Here is an 18,939-nt window from a genome sequence, read left to right on the forward strand (position 1 = left end):
TGCATCTTTAGCTGCCAGATCAGAAAGATATAACAATACCGTATATTTTTTATTGGCGTTAAATTTACCTAAGAACTTTTTTTGAGCTCTCATAAACTTTTCAGTTTCTGGAGTTATATCAGCCGCTTTATGTTTTCCATTCGGAGAATAAACACTGATTACAATATCCATTCCTTCAACATTAAACTCTGTATAATCTGGTTTAGAATACATTATCGGGTTGTCCACTAAAGCACCATATCTTTCGGCGGTAAAGATATCAACTTCATTACTTGGATTGGTATCAACTAATGAAGTAGCTCCCCATAAAGTTGCCGGATGTTTTATTTCAACAGTATAAGGGATTTCGGATTTTCCTTCAAAATAGCCTACAAAACCGTGCGTGTTAAGCATAAAGTTTTCTCCAACTTTAATGTTTGTTCCTGCAGGTGAAAATATATCTTCACTTTCACCAAAACCAGCTCCGCCTTCTGTATCGAAAGTGTCACTCACATTATAGGTTACTTTGGCTAATTTAGTTGCTTCGTAAATGGTGTATGAATTTTCATCCATTTTAGCAATTTTTAAAGGATTTCCCTTTTTGTCAAACGCTTTAACATTGTCCACAAATCTTCCGTAATTGTCTTCAGAATAGGTTCCTGGAACAATTTTAGGAATGTTAAACGTGGTAGTTTCAGTTGTAATTGTAGGATTAATTATTGTAACTTTTACTTTGTCGTCAATTACATTTACTAAATCAATGCTAACAGAAACATCATTTTTTACAGTTGAAGTAACATTAGATGTTTTACAACTCATTAAAAAAATGGCGCAACTTAGGGTAAGTACTATTTTTTTCATTTTTATTTTTTTATATATTGAATAAGTAGCTAAACGCTAAAAATTGTTACAAAAAAAATCCTGTCGTGATACTAATCAGACAGGATTTTTATTAATCGAATTTATTTTTGAAATAATATTTGCTATCTAAATCGTCTATGTCGTCATCTAAAACATTGGTTTTAAATGCTTTTGGTTTGGGTTTTCCTGCTGCAACTTTCTTTTTCCAAAGTTCAAAATTATCTTTAGAAAGTTTTTTTCGCATAATTTCGGTTACTTCACTTTCGGAAATACCAAATTCTTCTTTAATTACTTCAAAAGGCTTTTTTTCCTCTTGAGCCATACTAATTACACGTTCTGTATCTTCGTAATTTAGTTCAATCTTTTTACTTTTTTTCATTAGTGAAAAGCATAATTTGTTAATTATTCTATCTTATTTTTAATTTATTATTCAATATTATTAAAAAAAATATTTTGAAGCAAAAAAATAGAGGCTTTTTTTAAAGAATTTTTCTGAAAGTTAAATTTATTCTTGGGTTTTTGGGTTGCGTGGCTTTTGGAATTTGATGTTTATAATGAATTTGAGCACCATTTTTCATTACTAATAAACTACCGTGTTCTAATAATAAAGACTGCTTGAACTCTTTTTTTGTATTGTGCTTTATTTGAAACATTCTTGCTTCTCCAAAACTTACGGAAGCGATAACAGGATCTCTGCCTAATTCTTTTTCGTTATCGGCATGCCAACCATTGCTATCTCTTTCGCTTCTATAATAATTTAGTAAAACTGTTGTAAAGTGTTCGTTTATAGTACTTTCAATTTCTTCTTTTATGAAGGTTAAAGCGCTATTAAACGGATGAGGTTGCATAACAATATTGGAATATCCATAGGATTTTCCTTCATTACCGTATAGTGCTGTTAATCTGGGTTGTGCTATTTTTTTTCCAAAAATGGTTATGTCATCTTGTTGCCAAGCTATTTCTTTAGATAGGGTTTCTAAAAATAAATCGGCTTTTTCTTTGGAGAAAAAATTTGGATAATAAATAAACTCGGCATCGGGTAAATTTAAAAATATAGGTTCTTTATCAAATAAATTAAGCATAAAAAAAGCGATGATTTACACCGCTAATTTATTGCTATTTTTTGGAATTAATGTTCCTTTTTTGAAAAATTAAGATTCATAATCACAATGGCTAAAATAATTAATGCGATGCCACTCCATTGCCAAATAACTACTTTTTCATTTAATATTAAAAACGCCATAAGAACTGAAACTGGTAATTCTAAAGAGGCTACAATACTTCCTAAACCCAATCCTGTTTTTGGAAAACCAGCATTTAGTAAAATTGGTGGTATAATTGTACCGAAAAGCGCTAAAAACAATCCGTAATTCTTGAAAATTCCAATGTTTAAAGATCCAACTTGTGTAAAGGCTGAAAAAGTAAATACAATTACTGCGCCACCTAATAGCATATATAAACTTCGCTGTGCGGATGAAATTCCCAAAGCTACTTTATTTGCTGTAAACATAGTTGTGGTAAATGAAGCTGCAGCTAAAATACCCCAAAATATGCCTCTCCAATCTAATTGAATTGTAAATTCATATAATTTTGTAGCTAAAAATGTTCCAAATAATACAATTACTACCGAAATTATTTTTTGATTGGAAGGTCGTTTTTTATCTAAAATCCATTCTAATAAAACGCCCATCCACACGGTTTGCATAAGAAGTACAATAGCTATTGAAACGTCAATATATTTTACACACAAATAGTAAAATACGCTTGTCATTCCTAATGAAGTTCCTGCAACCATTAGTTGGAAAATATTTTTTGAGCTTGCTTTTTGAGCTTTTTCTTTATTAACTATTTTTTGAAATAAATTAATTAATAATACTCCAAGAATTCCATAGATAAATTGTGAAGAAGTTACTTCAGCCGTTGTGTAGCCGTCTTTGTAGGCTAATTTTACAAACGTAGCTAACATTCCATAGCTGGTAGCGCCTAATGCAACAAGAAAAACACCTTTTAGTACATTATTTTTCATTAATCAGTTTTTATAAAGTCAACAAAGGTAGTTATAAAAATGACGATTAATTTTTTTCGTCCTGAACTAAATCTTTAAGATGAATTCGAAGCGCATTTACAGAAATGCTAATTTCCCAAAACGAAATACCTAATGAAATAAGTAACGACAATAAACTGATTCCAAAAATATAAATCCCAGCAGTTTCATAGTTTAAAAACAGTAAAAACATAGCAAAAACAGACAAAAACAAACACAATACACCAAAAAGTTGCATATATCTAATTAATGTGATTCTTTGATTAAGGTTTTTAATTTCAACTAAAATAGACTTGTTTTGGTCTTGGTCGTAGTTTTTCTTTAAACTTCGTACAATCTGAGCAATGGTTAAAAATCTATTGGTATAAGCTAATAAAATTAATGAAGTAGCTGAAAACAATAATGCTGGAGTTTCAATAGAAAGATTCATCAGAAGTAATTTTAATTTAAATTAATAAAGTTTAAAGATACTTTTTTATGTAAAATATAGTGTAACTTTTTGCTCATTTTTTCGTCTTACAAGTAATTAAATTCAAATATTTATTTATTTTTTATGAAAAAGCTTATTCTAAATTTCTTATTTTCCACTTGTTTTGTTTTTTTTGCTTTTGCTCAAGATACCACAAAAGTAAAAAAAGACGATATTCAAAAAGAAAATCAGATTGAAGAAGTTAAAATTATTAAACAGAAAAAAGCCATTGAGCAAAAACCAGATCGAACTATTTTTAATATCTCGGATCAACCGAATTTAAACGCGGGAACTTTAATGGAAACCATCAAGCAATTGCCAGGTTTAATTTCTTCAGATGTGGCGGGAATGATGTATCAAGGAAAACAATTAGAGGTTTTTTTAGATGGAAGACCATTAAATATTTCAAGTTTAGAATTAAATTCTTTTTTAGAAGGAATGCCCGCTAATTCTGTAGAACGAATTGAAGTAATTACGCAGCCAGGAGCTGAATTTCCTGCTACCTCGGGTGGTGCGATTTTAAATATTATTACAAATAGAAACGCAAAAAAATACTTAAGTGCTACTTATACGAGTAGTTCGGCTTTTAATACTTACGATACTTCACGTTTTAGAACGTATAATAGTGTGTTGTTAAATGCTAAGAATAAATATTTTGGGTGGCAATTAAATTTTGGACAAAATTATCGTGAAAACGCCACTTGGTCCGAATTTTTAAATACCAGTTCTAACACTATTTTATCAAAAGTAGAAAGTGATAAGATAAATCGATCGCAATTTTTAAAATCTGGGATTACTTTTGATATTAATAAAGATAGGTTATTGTTGAATTATGATATTAATGTGGCAAACAGCGATAGTGAAACAGAAGGTTTTGGTTTAGGATTTGTTACTTCAGATAAAGGAAAATCTCATAATACTCGACAAGATGCTACAATAACGTATCAGAAAAGATTTGATGATAAAAGTCAAAAATTAGATTTTGTTTTTAATTACAACAACAATAAAAATGATTTCAATTTGTTTTCAAACGTTTTTAGAAATGCTGTTTTGGATAATTTTTCGAACCAAAATTATTATAACGGAAAATTTGACTATTCACAAGGCTTACGAATTTTAGATGAAGGAAAAGTTAGTTTTGGTGCCTTATATGAAAAACTACTTTTTGAAGCTAAAAATTTTGGAAGCATAAATTTAGAATATCAAAGAACAACTGCTTCCACTTATTTAGAGTTTCAAGCAAAATACAATAAGTTCGATTTTATTTTAGGTTCCAGAGCCGAAAAATATGAAATTAACGGAAAAACAACCACCGCAGATTTAATTCCGTTTGACCAATTTAGATGGTTTCCAAACGCTACGGTACAATATAATATTTCGCCACAAATTTTCTTAAATATGAATTACAACAAGAAAATTACATTGCCATCTACTTCTGCATTAAATCCGAACAACACCACATATCAAAATCAGAATTTAAATTCGGTTGGAAATCCAAATTTACAACCAACAATTTTTGATAATTTTGAAGTTAAAATAAGTGCTTTTGATTATGCTTATTTAGGGTACAACTTAAGTAGTGCAAAAAATCAGGTGGTTCAACAAGTTAGTTTAAATGGAAATTTAGTTCAAAGCAGTAATTTTAACGTATCGGAAGTTAAAATACATAACTTTAATTTTGCACTTCCTCTGCCATATATGCTATTTACAAAAGGATTAAAAGAAACGATGAAATTTGATTTTAATCCAGACAAAATCAACTTTTTATACCTATATACAGGATATCAATTGCATCAAATTCCCAATGTTACAACAAAAGGTTTTTGGAATTTAAATTTAATGTCGCAAATAATTTTACCAAAAGACATTAAATTTATTACCGAATTTGGTTTCATCACTTCAGGTGGAAATTACTTTTATTTTGTTGCCGACAAACCATTTAATAATTATTTAGATATGACTTTTAGTAAGAAGTTCCTAAAAGATCAATTAACGGTAACTATTTTTGGAGATGATATTTTTAATATGAATAGAAGTTTGTTCCGACCAATAAACGATCCATTATTATCTTACAATAAAAGTGATACTCGAAAATTTGGTTTTACCATAAATTACAAATTACCAACAAAAAATAAGGCAGCAAAAATAGAACAAAACATACTTAAAGACGACAAAAAGGAAGAAGGAACAGTTATCGGGAATTAATTTTTTGAGTTATATTTATTTTATCATTTCATAAAAAAAATCCTGACAGAAAAATCAACTGTCAGGATTTATAAAATTTGTATTGCTTATTATTTTAAGGTTTCAAAACTTCTTTTTACAAAAGCAGTTAATTCTTCACCTTTTAATAAACCTTGAGATAGTTTAGCTAAATCTAATGCGTTTTTTACTAATTCTTTTTGATTTTCTTCATTAGCTTGTAAAATTGAAGTAGCTAATTCCGAATTGGCATTTACCACTAAATTATACATTTCGGGCATATTGCTCATTCCAAACATTCCGCCGCCGCCGCTTTGACTCATTTCTTTCATTCGACGCATAAATTCGGGTTGCGTAATTATAAATGGCGTAGCATCACTATCTAATGATTCTAATTGAACAGAATACGCTTTAGGAACTACTGCTTCTAAAGAAGTTTTTAAGGTTTCTTTTTCAGCATCTGATAATTTAGAAATTTGTGTTTCTTCTTTATTGATTAACTTATCGATATGATCGGCATCAACTCGTGCAAAAGTCAGATTTTCATTGTCTGCTTCTAATTTCTGAATTAAATGCGACACAATTGGAGAATCTAAAAGTAATACTTGATATCCTTTGCTTGTGGCGATATCAATGTAACTGTGTTGTGTTTCTTTGTTTGAAGCATATAAAACAACTAATTTTCCATCTTTATCTGTTTGTAAATCTCTAGTTGCTTCTTTTAATTCTGCTAACGTGTAATATTTGTTTTCAGTTGTAGGATATAAAACAAAATCACCCGATTTTTCATAGAATTTTGGTTCAGAAAGCATTCCGTATTCTAAAACAATTTTAATATCGCTCCATTTAGCTTCAAAATCTTCTCTATTTTCATTAAATAACGATTTCAATTTATCGGCCACTTTTCGTGTAATATAATTTGAAATTTTCTTCACATTACTATCGGCTTGTAGGCCAGAACGTGAAACGTTTAAAGGAATATCTGGCGAATCTACCACACCTTTAAGCATTAATAAAAATTCGGGTACAATTCCTTCCACATTATCCGTTACGAAAACTTGATTTTGATATAGTTGAATTTTGTCTTTCTGAATTTGTAAGTCGGAACCTAATTTTGGAAAATATAAAATACCCGTTAAATTAAAAGGAAAATCTACATTTAAATGAATGTGAAATAAAGGTTCTTCAAATTGTGAAGGATACAATTCTCTATAAAAGCTTTTATAATCTTCATCAGACAACTCACTTGGTTGTTTCGTCCAAGCTGGATTTGGGTTGTTTATGAAATTATCTACATCAATATATTCCGCTTTATAATCGTCTCCAGCATCATCTGGTTTTGGCAATGCTTCTTTTTTAGTTCCAAATTTTATTGGAATCGGCATAAATTTATTGTACTTAGTAAGTAACTCACGGATTTTATATTCTTCTAAAAACTCCAATGAATCTTCTGCAATGTGTAATACAATTTCTGTACCTCTATCCGTTTTAGTATGTGGTTCTAAAGTAAATTCAGGACTTCCATCGCAAGTCCAATGCGCAGCTGGCTCGTCTTTAAATGATTTTGTAAAAATTTCAACTTTAGACGCTACCATAAAAGCAGAGTAAAATCCTAAACCAAAATGTCCAATAATTCCAGAATCTTTAGCAGAATCTTCATATTTATTTAAAAATTCTTCTGCACCCGAAAACGCCAATTGGTTGATGTATTTTTCTACTTCGTCTGAAGTCATACCAATACCTTGGTCGATAATGTGAAGTTTTTTACCTTCCTTATCAATTTTAATTTCTATAATCGGATTTCCGTATTCCGTTTTTGCTTCACCAATGCTGGTAAGATGTTTTAATTTTAAAGTGGCATCGGTTCCGTTAGAAATTAATTCACGAAGAAAAATCTCGTGATCGCTGTACAAAAATTTTTTAATCAATGGGAAAATATTCTCCACTGAAACATTAATTTTTCCTGATGTCATATGATGTTTGTTTTAATTAAATTAATGATTATGAATAGTCAAATTAAGTACCAATTTTGTTTTTGCTGACAAATTGACATTTTTATTTCATTAAAAACATCATATTTTTTTGGTTACATTTAAAGTAATATATTTACACTTTATTTTTAGAATTATTTTCTTACTATTCGCAAATGCTTCACGTAGCCATTCCTTCTTTTTCGTATAAAGAAAAAATTATATTACAAAATCTAACATTTTCATTAGATAAAGGACAACAATTAGCCATTATTGGAGAAAGTGGTTGTGGTAAAAGTACTTTATTGAAATTAATTTACGGACTTTATGACTGCGATGAAGGTAATATTTCTTGGAAGTCAGAACCTGTTTTAGGTCCGAAATTTCATCTTGTACCAGGAATGCCTTTTATGAAATATTTAGCACAAGATTTCGATTTAATGCCATTTATTACAGTAGGAGAAAACGTAGGGAAATTTTTATCAAATTTTTATCCAAAAGAAAAACAAAATCGAATAGATGAACTTTTAAATTTGGTTGAAATGTCTGAATTTAAGCACGTGAAAGCCAAGTTTCTAAGCGGCGGACAAATGCAGCGTGTGGCGTTGGCAAGAGTTTTAGCGCAAGAACCAGAAGTATTACTTTTAGACGAGCCATTTTCGCACATTGATAATTTCAGAAAAAACAAATTAAGAAGAAAAATATTTCAATATTTAAAAGAAAAACAAATTACAACTCTTGTTGCAAGTCACGACATTAACGATGTGTTGTCATTTTCAGATGAGGTTATTGTTTTAAAAGATACTACTATTTTAGAAAAAGCAACTCCTTTTGAATTATATAACCAACCTAAATATCCATATACTGCTGCTTTATTTGGTGAGGTAAATGAAATTGAAATAAATGGAAAAATGCAGTTAATTTATCCCAATCAATTGCAAATTGTAGAAAAATCTGACATTCAAGTTGAGGTAATTTCTTCCTATTTTAAAGGCAAATATTATTTAATTGAAGCCAAATTTGAAAATCAACTTGTTTTTTTTGAGTCAGAATTTAAAATTGAGAAACACAGTATCATCAATCTTAAAATTAAGGAATAGTTGCCACAATATAAATAATAAAATATAGCATATTTTTCTTAAATTTGCTTAATAAATCGAATAAAATGTACCACTCAAAAATATCGGGCTTAGGTTATTATGTGCCAGAAAACATTGTAACAAATGATGATTTATCCAAAATAATGGATACCAATGACGAATGGATTCAGGAAAGAACAGGAATTAAAGAGCGTCGTCATATTATTAGAGGAGAAGACACCACTACTTCTATGGGTGTAAAAGCTGCAGAAATAGCAATACAGCGTGCAAATGTTGCTAAAGAAGATATTGATTTTGTAATTTTTGCCACACTTTCACCAGATTATTATTTTCCAGGACCTGGTGTTTTGGTGCAACGCGATTTAGGTTTAAAGACAGTTGGGGCCTTAGATGTTAGAAATCAATGTTCTGGTTTTGTGTATGCCATTTCAATTGCTGATCAATATATCAAGACAGGAATGTATAAAAATATTTTGGTAATTGGTTCCGAAGTTCATTCTACCGGATTAGATATGTCTGATAAAGGCAGAGGTGTTTCAGTCATTTTTGGAGATGGAGCAGGAGCAGCCGTGCTTTCAAGAGAAGAAGATTTGAATAAAGGAATTTTATCAACTCATTTACATTCCGAAGGACAACACGCAGAAGAATTAGCTCTTATTGCACCAGGAATGGGAAAACGCTGGGTTACTGATATTATTGCAGATAATGATCCAAATGATGAAAGTTATTTTCCTTATATGAATGGGCAATTTGTATTTAAAAATGCGGTAGTTCGTTTTAGTGAAGTCATTAATGAAGGTTTACAAGCCAATGATTTACAAGTTTCAGATATTGATTTATTAGTACCGCACCAAGCGAATCTAAGGATTTCACAGTTCATTCAGCAGAAATTTAAATTATCTGACGACCAAGTGTACAATAACATAATGAATTATGGAAATACTACCGCCGCATCTATTCCGATTGCTTTAACAGAAGCTTGGGAAAAAGGTAAAATTAAAAGTGGCGATGTAGTTGTTTTAGCTGCATTTGGTTCTGGTTTTACTTGGGGAAGCGTGATTATTAGATGGTAATTTTTTTTGAATATAGAAAATAGATAATAAAAAAAGCGTTCAGAAACTTCTGAACGCTTTTTTTATTTTTGCCTAATGCCTAATGCCTAATGCCTAATGCCTTAAGCCCAACACCCAATACCTAAAAATTAAAACATTCCTCCACCTTGGGTTTCGTTTTTTTCACGTTGTTTGCGTTGAAGTTCTTTGTTTTTACCGCTACCAAAATTATAATTGAAACCTACATAAAAGGTTCTGCTTTCAAATCTAAATTCTCCATCTTGACGGAACGGAATGTTTCCATTGAATCCGAAAAATTGTGTTCTAAACATATCATTCATTCTTGCAGAAAGGGTTCCTTTACCGCTTAAAACACTATAATTTGCTCCAAAATCTACTCGATACATTGGCGTTCTTAAATATTGCAATCCTAAATCGCGACTTCTGTACATTCCAAATAAATTAAATCGTAATTTTTTTGTAGCAGTAAATGTGTTGTTTAATCGCGTATTAAATGTGGTTACGTTTATTTCTTTATTTTCTGGTAAATTGGTGTTGATGTTAGTTACGGTTCCTCGAACGGTTTTGTAATACACATCTGCACTTGCGTTGGTTGACCACCATTTTGTTAATTTTAAATTAGCATTAATTTCTGCACCTAATTGACTGTTGTTGTCAAAATTATCAAACGACATAATATTTTGAATGTTGTTTAATGGATTTGGAAAAATAACTCTTGAAATTTCAGCATTAATTAATCGGTAAAATACCGCAGAAGTCACACTTCCTAAACTGAAAATTTTGGTGTGATTAATTTCGAATGAATTCGTGAATTGAGGTTCTAAAGCAGGATTACCTCTTGATTCTAACAAAGGTGTGGTCCATTCTCTAATAGGATTTATTTGTCCTATACTCGGGCGATCTACTCTTCGGGTATAATTTAAATTAAACGTATTATTATCATCTAATTTATAAGACAAGTAAGCTGATGGATACGCTGTAAATATTTCATCTGCAACCGAAGTGGATTCAAAATAATTTGGATTTCTTTCATTTCTTTCAAATTTCGCATCTAAAGTATATTCTTCGATTCTAACGCCAACTTGGGCACTAAATTTGCCAAATGATTTGCTATAGTTGGTATAAATCGCGTGAATGTTTCTGTTAAAAGTAAACGGATTAGTACCATAAAATGCCTGCGATTCATTATAGAAATTGTTTTGCCCATCTTGAATTCTGCTTTCAAAACCCATTTCAATTTTTGAGTTTTCGTCTATTGGATTCGTATAATCTATATTAAATTGCGCATAATTCGTTTTGCTGTCTATGTCATTTAATCTTAATACGCCATTGTTTCTAAAATAGGAGATATCTTCACTTGAAGTCTTGGCATAATTTGCTTGAAACTCAATTAATTCGCCTTTTTTCTTAAAGTTATGTTTGTAGTTTAAATCATAGGTTTGTGTAATGTTTCCGCTATTATTTGTAATGGTTTGAAGTTCATCTGCAAACGTAGTATTATTGTAATAATTTATATTTGTATTTGAATTTCCTTTTCCATCTGCAACATTCCAGTTGGTAAAAAACGATAAAGTATTATTATCATTAATATAATAATCTATACCAATTTTCGCTAAATGCGACGTGTTGGTATTGGCAAAATTGAAATCTTGTCGGTTTTCTAAATTCGGACGGTCTGCTTCTACAAATCCAAAGCTTCTATTTCTTCCGTGATTGAAGCCATAATTCGTATAAAAATTAACTTTTCCTACTTTATAATTTAAATTTAACGACTGATTTGTTTTCGGTGTAATTCCAAATGTATAGCCAGAGGTTATACTTCCGTTAAATCCGTTTTGCGTGTTTTTATTTAAAATAATATTAATAATTCCACTATTTCCTTCTGGATTGTATTTAGAAGATGGGTTGGTTATTAATTCTACTTGTTTTATGGAAGCTGATGGGATTTGTTGTAATAGCTGTCCCGCATCAATATTGGTTGGTTTTCCGTCTATTAAAACTCTAACATTGCTGTTGCCACGTAAGCTCAATTCCTTGGTTTGTGGATCAATACTTACAGTTGGAATGTTATTAAAAATTTCTGAAGCAGTAGTTCCAGAGGCAATTAAATCTTTACCAATAGTCACTACTTTTCTGTCTGCTTTTTGTTCGATAGTAGAGCGTTCTTTTACAATAGATACCGTTTCAATAGTATTGGCATTTGATTCTAATGTAATATTTCCAAGGTTAATTTCTTTATTTTCTTCCGATAAAGTAATCGTTCTTGACGCGTCCATATATCCGATAAAGTTGACTTTTAAAACATAGCTTTTCAATTCTAAATTTTTTATTTCAAAGCTTCCGTCTTCTTTTGTTGAAATGGCGGCTATAGGTTTTTGACCTTCTAATATGCTAACGGTAGAATATCCAACTGGTTCGTTTGATGTTTTATCAATGATTTTTCCTCTAATAATTCCAGGATTGTTTTGTTGAGCTACTAAAGTTAAAGTTGAAAATACAACTAATAAGGCGCTGAAAATGTGTTTTAATCTCATAATTTTTTTAATGTTTTGTGCAAATAAATTACCTCAATTATTTCTCAAAAAATGGAAGAGAAATTACGACGTGGAATATGAATTTTGTACATTAGACAAAATTTGTGCATTTTTGTTACAAATGAACTTTTCAATTGGTTAAAAATTCTATCTTTGCACGCTATTAAAAACACGATTATGTTATTACAAGAAATTCTTTTACAACCTATAAAAAATGCAGTAGCGCAACTGTTTCAAATTTCCATTGAAAAAGTTGAATTTCAAGCTACTAAAAAAGATTTTGAAGGCGATATTACTATGGTGGTTTTTCCGTTGGTAAAACAGATTAATGGACTCGAGGCAATGCCGAACAGAGCGAAGCTAAATCCTCTAGAAATAGGAACTAAAATAGGTGAGTATTTAGTTGAAAACGTTGCTGTGGTATCAAAATTTAATGTAGTTGCTGGTTTTTTAAATTTAGTAATTTCAGATGAATATTATGTTACTTATTTCAATAGTATAAAAAATGATAATTCGTATGGCTTTGTAACGCCTACGGAAGGTGAAAAAGCAGTAATGGTAGAATATTCTTCGCCAAATACAAACAAACCCTTGCATTTAGGTCATATTAGAAACAATTTATTGGGATATTCAGTTGCTGAAATTATAAAAGCGTCTGGTAAAAAAGTATATAAAACTCAAATTATCAACGACAGAGGAATTCATATTTGTAAATCGATGTTGGCTTGGCAAAAATTCGGAAATGGACAAACACCAAATTCAACAGGTTTAAAAGGCGATAAATTGGTTGGTAATTTTTATGTGGAATTTGATAAAGCATACAAAGTTGAAATTGCTTCTTTAATGGCGGAAGGAAAAACAGAAGAGGAAGCCAAAAAACAAGCGCCACTTATTTTAGAAGCGCAACAAATGCTTTTAGATTGGGAAAATGGGAAACCAGACGTAATTGAACTTTGGAAAACGATGAACCAGTGGGTGTACGATGGATTTTCCGTAACATATACAAATTTAGGAGTAGATTTCGACAGTTATTATTACGAAAGTAATACCTATTTGTTAGGAAAAGATGTTGTGGAAGAAGGTTTAAGTCGTGGTGTTTTCTTTAAAAAAGAAGATGGTTCAGTTTGGATTGATTTAACGGCTGATGGCTTAGACGAAAAAATTGTATTGCGTTCAGATGGAACTTCTGTGTATATGACGCAAGATATCGGAACGGCAATTCAGCGTGTTAGAGATTTTTCAGACATTGGAGGAATGGTGTATACGGTTGGAAATGAACAAGATTATCATTTTAAAGTATTGTTCTTAATTCTTAAAAAATTAGGATACGAATGGGCTGAAAATTTATTCCATTTATCATACGGAATGGTAGAATTACCTTCTGGAAAAATGAAATCACGTGAAGGAACTGTTGTTGATGCAGACGATTTAATGGCAGAAATGACTACAACAGCACAACAAATTTCTGAGGATTTAGGAAAATTAGATGGTTATTCTGAAGAAGAAAAAGCGAGTTTATACAAAACCATAGGCTTGGGTGCTCTAAAATATTATATGTTAAAAGTAGATCCGAAAAAACAAATGATGTTTAATCCAGAAGAATCGGTAGATTTTAATGGAAACACAGGACCTTTTATTCAATATACTTATGCTCGAATTCAATCGATTTTAAGAAAAGCAACTTTCGATTATAGTTCCGAATCAAAACTTTTGGAATTACACGAAAAAGAAAAAGAATTAATAAAACAAGTACAATTATTTCCTGAAGTAATTCAAAGTGCTGCTGAAAATCATAGCCCAGCATTAATTGCGAATTACACTTACGATTTGGTCAAAGAATTCAATTCGTTTTATCAAAACGTGTCGATTTTAGGAGAAGATAATTTAGACAAAAAAGTATTTAGAGTACAACTGTCAAAATCTGTAAGCCAAGTAATTAAAAATGCTTTTGGATTATTAGGAATTAACGTTCCTGAGAGAATGTAACTTCGAGAGCCTCAGTTACCGTTTTCTATTGATTTGATAAACGTTTTCGACTGACTCAGTTGTCGTTTTATTGGTTGAGGTTAAATGTTGACTGAGCTTAGTTGTTGACTGAGGTTCTCGAAGTCAACATACAGGTTGAATTTCTCGTGTTAACTGAGGCACTCGTGTTGACTGAGGCACTCGTGTTGACTGAGGCACTCGAAGTCAACATACTAATTTGAGTGTTCCAAGTTTAAAAATATTGAACAATGAATTTTGATTAACGAATTTTGAAATAATATAAATAATTAAAGTGAAACAAAACAAGTCTTATTTTTTTCAATCCTGGCTAATTGTAGTAATTGCAATTGTGTCTTTTATTGGGTTTAAATCGTTTTTGCCTAAAAAATTATTTCCAGACGCTTCAATAAATAATAAAAATATTGTAGTGGATAGTTTGATGTTAGAAGCTGTAGCTGAAGCCGGAAATCTTTCTGAAGAAGACACTTTAACAAACAAAACCATTTCTTTTGTTTCAAATCCGTTAGGAATTAAATTTTCAAGTGAAAAATTTGAACAGTATAAAGGATATCAATACCTAATTCCCTTTTTTGAAAAGTTATACCAATTAGAAACCAATAAAAAAGGAAAAGCCCGAATTGCTTATTTTGGAGATTCAATGACAGATGGCGATCTTATTGTTCAAGATGTGCGTACTCAATTTCAAAGTATTTTTGGTGGAGAAGGCGTTGGGTTTGTAAACATTTCATCAGAATCTGCAGCTTCAAGAGGTTCAGTTATTCACGAATTTTCACCAAACTGGAAATCGCAATCGTATTTAAAAACAAAAAGCCCATTGCGTTCATTTGGAGTGAATGGCGCTGTTTTCTTTGCAAAAGATACGGCAAATCCTACTTGGGTAAAATATAAAGCAGGAAGAAATCGTTTTTCAACAACTTTAAATAATCCTACGCTTTTTTATGGAAGTTCCAAAAATAAAAAAGGAATGTTACGTCAAGTTATTGGAAAAGATACTATTTATAAAAAACTTTCTCCAAACGCTATTTTAAATACAACACAAATTGGAAATTCTGTAAATAAAGTTAAAGTCAATTTTATAAATGCCGATTCCATCCCGTTTTACGGATTTAATTTCGATGATGGAAAAGGAATTCACGTTGATAATTTTTCTTCTCGAGGTAACTCTGGTTTGCCGTTAGGTTCATTCAATATAGATTTGATGAATGCATTTCAGCAAAAGTTAGGATACGATTTAATTATTCTACAATTTGGAACAAACGTTTTAAATTACGGATCATTAAATTATTCTTGGTATGAAAGAAAAATGACTTCTGTTGTAAATCATATCAAAAAATGTTTCCCAGGTGCCGCAATTTTAATTATTACAACGGCTGATAAATCTACAAAGTACGATATGCAAATGAAATCAGATTCTGCCGTTGCTCCTTTAATTATGGCTCAGAAACGATATGCAGTTAAATCTGAAGCCGGCTTAGTAAATTTATATACTCTAATGGGTGGCGATGGTTCTATGGTGAAATGGGTAGAAAATGTACCTGCAAAAGCCAATAAAGATTATACGCACTTTAATCACAGAGGTGCTAAAGAAATTGCAAAACTTATTTATAAACAAATAGATACGGGTTACATTGAGTACAAACGATTACGTGCTTTAGCTAAGCAAAAAAAACAACCAAAAACAAAGGTATTAGATTCGGTACCAGTAACAAAAGACACTTTAAATGAATAAATTTATATACATATTATTTTTTACTACACTTGGTTTTTCGCAAATCGATTCTGTAAAAGTAGAAATTGATAGTGCTACAGTTGCTATTGATACTGCTAATTTTGAAGCGTTTAATAATGTAATTTCTAACGAAAAAGCGCTAACAGCTATTTTTGAAAAATTATACCAATTAGAAGAAAACCAAGATAGAAAAGTACGAATAGTTCATATAGGTGATTCGCACATACAAGCGGATTTATTTACTGGAAAAATTAGATATCGTATGCAGCAAATTTTTGGAAATGCTGGTTTCGGTTTTACATTTCCATATAGTTTAGCAAATACAAATAATAGTTCGCCTATTAAATTTACAGGATCTGGCGGATTTTCTGCGTCGCGAAATTTATATGCTGATACTTCAAAACCTGTTGGCGTGAGTGGGATATCATTTCAACCCAAGGATAAAACCTTTCATATTGATATGTTAGTAAAAGATTCACAATTCGATTTCACAAAATTAAAAGTCATTTCGCCTAAAAACGAAAATATTTTTAATGTGTCATTTGCTAAAAAAAGTTTTACCACGCAAGAAAAAGTAGCTGTTAAAACACCAGCAATAAGTTCTCATAAAGTAAAACCGGGTGAAGTTTTAGGCGTGATTGCAGATAAATATAATATTTCATTAAAACAATTAAAAACAGCTAACGGATTGACATCTGATAATATTAGAGATGGAAAAATTTTAAAAATTCCTGGTGGAAAAACAGTAACCACTTACAAAACTGTTTCAACTGTAAAGTATGTTTACGAGCCTATTGTTTTAGAGAATACACCATTATACAATTCCTATACTTCCGAAAAACCTATCGATAAAATTACCATTATTGGAAATGAAAATAATTCTGAATTTGCTTTAAATGGTTTAATTTTAGAAAATGACAACGTAGGAATTACCTATAGTTCAATAGGAGTAAATGGTGCAAAAAGTAGCGATTTTAATAAGTTTCCTTTGTTTTTCGAACAATTACCAGCACTTGAAGCCGATTTGTATGTAATTTCTTTGGGAACAAACGAAAGTTTTGATAAACAAGATATTCCTACTTATTTTGGCAACTTAAAAACAATGATTGACGGCATTAAACTAAAATGTCCAGAAGCTTCTATTTTAGTTACTACGCCACCGCCTTCTCTATTGCACGGAAAATCTCAAAATATTTACATAGAAAAATATGCCGAAAAAATTATTGAAATGGCTGCAGCAGAAAACTATGCAGTTTGGAATTTATTAGATGTTTTTGGTGGAAATAAAAATATTATAATGAATTCAAGAATGGGATTAATGGCAAGAGATAAAGTGCATTATTCTAATACCGGTTATGATAAACAGGGCGAATTGTTTTTCGATGCGTTTATTCAATCCTACGAATTATATAAATCTGAAAAATAAGAGACTGTGTTGCAAGAATGGTTTTATAAAAATATAGGTAAAATTACTCCTGAAGTAATTGAAAAATGGTTTGTTTACAATGAAAAAGAGCCATTGCTTTTTAATACGGGCTTATTTTTAGGTTTGTTTTTGGTGTTTTATTTTTGGTACATTTTGCTAAAAAAAGCAGACACTTTGCGAATGGTTTATGTAATTTTATTTTCACTGTTTTTCTATTATAAGTCAAGCGGAATTTATTTTTTATTACTTTTAGGTTCGGCAGTGGTCGATTATAATTTAGGAAATTTAGTTCATCGTACTTCAAGTGTTTTTTATAAAAAATTATGTTTAACATTTAGTATTATTCTAAATTTAGGATTTTTAGGCTACTTTAAATACAGTAATTTTTTAGTAGACATTACCAACAACGTTACTGGAGAAAAATTTGCGTTTTTTGATGTGATTTTACCTGTAGGAATTTCATTTTACACCTTTCAATCGATAAGTTACATTATTGAAGTCTATAGAAAAGAAATAGAACCTACTAAACGTTTTGTAGATTATTTGTTTTTCGTTTCCTTTTTTCCACAATTAGTGGCGGGACCTATTGTAAGAGCAAAAGATTTTTTACCTCAAATTTATCAAAAATTAAATGTAACGCAAGATGATATTAATCGAGCATTTCTATTGATAATTGGAGGATTGATAAAGAAAACAGTCATCTCAGATTATATTTCGTTAAACTTCGTAGATCGTGTTTTCGATTTACCAAATAGTTACACACCTTTCGAAAATTTAATGGCTTCTTATGGCTATACGATTCAAATTTATTGCGATTTTTCTGGATATTCAGATATGGCAATTGGTGTAGCATTATTGTTAGGTTTCAAATTACCAACCAACTTCCGTTCACCATATAAATCAACATCTATTACAGATTTTTGGCGACGTTGGCACATTTCTTTATCCACTTGGTTAAAGGATTTTTTATATATTTCTGTAGGAGGAAATCGGTACGGAACTTTTGCAGGATTTTTATTTCCAAGTTTGTTTTTTATAGGTGCTATTGTATGGGGTGTTTCTTTTTCTAAAACAAGTAATATACCATTACTAATAGCTGTAGCATCAGCTATAGTCTTTGTTTTTACTTTTTTATTTTCAAGAGAAAAAGAAAAAACGATGTACACCAACGTGAATTTAATGACAACTATGCTATTAGGTGGTTTATGGCACGGAGCCAGTTTGCGATTTATAATTTGGGGTGCTTTACACGGTATGGCTCTTGCTATTCATAAAATATTTTTAGAATATTATCCGCCGTCAAAGCGTAAAATATTCTTTTTAACGCCATTTTTAAAAGTTATTGGAATTCTTGTAACCTTTCATTTTGTAGCGTTTTGTTGGATTTTCTTTCGAGCAAAAGATTTTACAATTGCATTACAAATTATTCAGAATATCGGAAAAGTAACTTTTGATTTCAATCAGTGGTTTACCATAATTCAAGGCTATCAAAATGTATTTATTTTGATGTTTTTAGGATATTTTTGGCATTATATTCCCGAAAAA

Annotated in this window: 14 protein-coding genes; 7 read left to right on the forward strand and 7 right to left on the reverse strand. The window is 30.5% G+C overall.

Annotated features, from left to right (window positions below; translation table 11 throughout):
• The 5 genes from ABWO04_RS04910 to ABWO04_RS04930 form a co-directional block, all read right to left on the reverse strand.
• Positions 1-840: M61 family metallopeptidase (locus ABWO04_RS04910; protein ID WP_502903966.1), on the reverse strand; the 840-nt coding region annotated here is incomplete at its 3' end.
• A 91-nt stretch (positions 841-931) separates the two neighbouring features.
• Positions 932-1,219, reverse strand: coding sequence for a TIGR03643 family protein (locus ABWO04_RS04915; protein ID WP_353077860.1), 288 nt, complete (start codon positions 1,217-1,219; stop codon positions 932-934).
• A 100-nt stretch (positions 1,220-1,319) separates the two neighbouring features.
• On the reverse strand, positions 1,320-1,922 hold the full coding sequence (locus ABWO04_RS04920; RefSeq protein WP_353077861.1) for an alpha-ketoglutarate-dependent dioxygenase AlkB family protein: 603 nt from the start codon (positions 1,920-1,922) through the stop codon (positions 1,320-1,322).
• 47 nt (positions 1,923-1,969) lie between these two features.
• Positions 1,970-2,866, reverse strand: coding sequence for an EamA family transporter (locus ABWO04_RS04925; protein ID WP_353077862.1), 897 nt, complete (start codon positions 2,864-2,866; stop codon positions 1,970-1,972).
• Positions 2,867-2,912: 46 nt separating this feature from the next.
• Positions 2,913-3,314 carry a DUF2721 domain-containing protein gene (locus tag ABWO04_RS04930; RefSeq protein ID WP_353077864.1) on the reverse strand — a complete coding sequence of 134 codons (402 nt, stop codon included), beginning with the start codon at positions 3,312-3,314 and terminating at the stop codon, positions 2,913-2,915.
• Positions 3,315-3,437: 123 nt separating this feature from the next.
• On the opposite strand from ABWO04_RS04930, the gene ABWO04_RS04935 reads away from it, so the two are divergent.
• Positions 3,438-5,558, forward strand: coding sequence for a TonB-dependent receptor domain-containing protein (locus ABWO04_RS04935; protein WP_353077866.1), 2,121 nt, complete (start codon positions 3,438-3,440; stop codon positions 5,556-5,558).
• 89 nt (positions 5,559-5,647) lie between these two features.
• Here the strand turns inward: ABWO04_RS04935 and htpG are convergent, their stop codons facing one another.
• Positions 5,648-7,528 (reverse strand): molecular chaperone HtpG, encoded by a 1,881-nt coding sequence (gene htpG, locus ABWO04_RS04940; protein WP_353077868.1) that lies wholly within the window; start codon positions 7,526-7,528, stop codon positions 5,648-5,650.
• A 173-nt stretch (positions 7,529-7,701) separates the two neighbouring features.
• On the opposite strand from htpG, the gene ABWO04_RS04945 reads away from it, so the two are divergent.
• On the forward strand, positions 7,702-8,625 hold the full coding sequence (locus ABWO04_RS04945; RefSeq protein WP_353077870.1) for an ABC transporter ATP-binding protein: 924 nt from the start codon (positions 7,702-7,704) through the stop codon (positions 8,623-8,625).
• Between the two features lie 65 nt (positions 8,626-8,690).
• Entirely contained in the window at positions 8,691-9,698 is a 1,008-nt protein-coding gene (locus tag ABWO04_RS04950; RefSeq protein WP_291241044.1) for a 3-oxoacyl-ACP synthase III family protein, read from the forward strand.
• Between the two features lie 128 nt (positions 9,699-9,826).
• Here the strand turns inward: ABWO04_RS04950 and ABWO04_RS04955 are convergent, their stop codons facing one another.
• Complete coding sequence (locus ABWO04_RS04955) at positions 9,827-12,232, reverse strand: TonB-dependent receptor (RefSeq protein WP_353077872.1); 2,406 nt, start codon at positions 12,230-12,232, stop codon at positions 9,827-9,829.
• Positions 12,233-12,409: 177 nt separating this feature from the next.
• On the opposite strand from ABWO04_RS04955, the gene argS reads away from it, so the two are divergent.
• From argS to ABWO04_RS04975, 4 genes are all read left to right on the forward strand, one after another.
• The gene (argS, locus tag ABWO04_RS04960; RefSeq protein ID WP_353077874.1) at positions 12,410-14,218 is read left to right on the forward strand and encodes an arginine--tRNA ligase; all 1,809 of its coding nucleotides are present in this window, start codon (positions 12,410-12,412) and stop codon (positions 14,216-14,218) included.
• 292 nt (positions 14,219-14,510) lie between these two features.
• Complete coding sequence (locus tag ABWO04_RS04965; protein WP_353077875.1) at positions 14,511-15,968, forward strand: SGNH/GDSL hydrolase family protein; 1,458 nt, start codon at positions 14,511-14,513, stop codon at positions 15,966-15,968.
• Entirely contained in the window at positions 15,961-17,394 is a 1,434-nt protein-coding gene (locus tag ABWO04_RS04970) for a GDSL-type esterase/lipase family protein (RefSeq protein ID WP_353077877.1), read from the forward strand. The genes ABWO04_RS04965 and ABWO04_RS04970 overlap by 8 nt, the downstream gene beginning before the upstream one ends.
• A gap of 6 nt (positions 17,395-17,400) precedes the next feature.
• A partial coding sequence (locus ABWO04_RS04975) for an MBOAT family O-acyltransferase (protein ID WP_353077879.1) occupies positions 17,401-18,939 on the forward strand: 1,539 nt, incomplete at its 3' end.

Source organism: Flavobacterium sp., assembly GCF_040382755.1.
Taxonomy (GTDB): Bacteria; Bacteroidota; Bacteroidia; order Flavobacteriales; family Flavobacteriaceae; genus Flavobacterium.